Source organism: Candidatus Poseidoniia archaeon (genome assembly GCA_030748895.1).
Classification (GTDB): domain Archaea; phylum Thermoplasmatota; class Poseidoniia; order MGIII; family CG-Epi1; genus UBA8886.
Map to the genome: position 1 here is coordinate 1 of JASMLC010000024.1, position 2220 is coordinate 2220.

Annotated in this window: 2 protein-coding genes; both read left to right on the forward strand. The window is 67.2% G+C overall.

Annotation, left to right across the window (positions count from 1 at the left end; all coding sequences use genetic code 11):
* Positions 1-1448, forward strand: a 1448-nt coding sequence (locus QGG57_06750) for a hypothetical protein (GenBank protein ID MDP7007862.1), incomplete at its 5' end; no start/stop codon positions are given.
* 99 nt (positions 1449-1547) lie between these two features.
* Positions 1548-2144, forward strand: a complete 597-nt coding sequence (locus QGG57_06755; protein MDP7007863.1) for a hypothetical protein — start codon at positions 1548-1550, stop codon at positions 2142-2144.
* Positions 2145-2220 lie beyond the last annotated feature (76 nt).

Genomic DNA, 2220 nt, shown 5'->3' on the forward strand with positions numbered 1-2220 from the left:
TGGCCGACGGCGGGCTGGCGTTGCTGGGGACGACGCGCGCGCCGGGCGCGACCGCGCCCGGGGGCTGGTGGCTGGTCCGAACCGACGCGACCGGCAAGCAGCTGTGGACCCGCACGTACGAGGACGGGGGCAACGGGCACGCGGCCGCGGTCCTGGAGCTCGCCGACGGCCAGCTGTTGCTGGCAGGGGCGGCGGGAGACGGCGCCTTCCGGGCGGCGCTGCGCTGGGTCGACGCGCAGGGCGAGCCGTGGTATTACTGCGACTCGCCATGGCGTGATGGCCAGCGTCAGCTGAGCGAGGAGGAATTCGTGAAGCGGAGGGAACAGGCGCAGCAGTTCTACCGGCTTTACGCCATGCACTGGCTGCCGCCAGACCTTGTGCAGCGGTTCGGGCAGGACCGCTTCCGGGCAGCATCGCCGGGGGGCCTGTTCCGGAACTGGCTCAACATGGTTGACTGGTGCCTCTACAGCCATGTGCGGGAGATGAAGATAATCCGCCACCGCAATCCCGGGCTCCGTCTGCCCTACGGCATCTTCCGGCCGGAGGACAACTACCGTCAGCCGATGGCGGTCCTGAAGCCGCCACGTGACTTTGCGCAGGAGTATGGGGAACAAGGGCTGGCGGAGGCGGCAAGGAACGGACACTCCGTGGAGGAGCTGGAGGAAACGCTGCGGGGCGGAATAGAGGCCCGCATGGAAGATGAGCCGGACCTGGTCGACTTCACGCTGGCGCTGGACGGAATTCCCCTCAACGGCCGTCCCGGTTACTCCCAGAACCATGCCTGGCTGCCGCCGCTGATGTCAGACGGGCTGACACCACTGCTGGCGGGCGAGGAGCTGGTGGTGCGCGGCGAACCAATGGCGCACGAGCTGCCGGGCGAAGGCGAGCTGCTGGTGGCGTTGCGGTCAGAGACTCCTGCCCGGCAGCTGCGCGCGCTGGAGGCGGTGAGGGGTACCAAGGACGACTCGCTGCTGGCGGGGGTGATGGACACGATGATGTGGTCCAATGAGCGTGAGGTGCGCGCGAGGGCCCGGAGCATCTTCCGGCAGCAGGCGCCCGGCGGGGTGCTGGCGGCGCTGAAGAAGCATTGGAGACCCGAATACCGCATCCACAAGTCACCGCCGCTGGGGGCGCTGGTGGACGAGCTGGCCGAGCATGACTTCATGCCATACGCCCTGCGCGTCCACGGTCGCGGCATCAGGCTGGCGCAGCGGCTGCTCAGCCACGACCGGCCGCATCCCAAGTACTGGGATGAGTACCTGCCACAGGCGCTGGAACGACTGGGGACCTGCGCCCGCATCCCGCTGGAGGAAATCCGGCAGTCCATCCTGGAGACCGGCGAGACGCACGTTATCAACGCGCCCGAGACGCTGTCGTTCCACCCCTTCGAGTACACGGCAGAGGACATCGAGAAGCTGCAGGCGCTCGCTACCGGGGAGGCAGGCTGAATGGTGTTCGGTCACAGGATCGTCATGCTTTCCGTCATGCTGGCGCTGAGCCTCCGGAAGCTCGTGGAGGGCATGCCCTGCAGGGTCGTTGCCGAAGGTTTGCGGATTGGAATTCGCAAGGCGAACGGGGGCATGACAAAACAGGATATCGCCTATGAACTGTTCAAGTGGTCCCGCTCGCTCTTCGATGACCCGCCCGAGGACGGCCCAACCGCAGAGCAGGCCCTGGAAATGCTGGAACGCAGGCTGGAATTCTTGGGATACGAGGGGATCGAACTCTGCCACTGGCAAGCGGGGATAATCGGCACCCTGGACGAGGGCTGGTCCTGCCTGCTGGTCACCCTGGAGGGCGACTTCGTCCTCAAGGAAGGAACCAGGCGCGCCGGCTGCACGCAGACGGTGATCATGGACTCGCCGGAAGCGCTGGCGCGCTGGCTGTCGCTCAGGCGACTGCGGGAAGTCTACGACGGCGTGACGGGCGGAACAATCTACGATGCGGGCAACCGGGCGCTCTGGCAGCCGCGAGACAATGAGGTGGAGGACGGAGTGCGCCAGCTGCAGGACGCACGCGAACGGAAGGACGTGGAAGCGTTCGAGCACATCAGCACCGCCCTCGAGGAAGCCGGTATCGCGGTGCGTGACACGCCGTCGGGACCGCGCTGGAGGCGGCGCGGAACCGCGGAGGGTGCCCGATGATGGAAGAAGCGCCCGATGACGTGGAGGCGTGGAACGCCTACCGCAAGCGCATCCGCACCCGGTCGGAGAAGGCTCG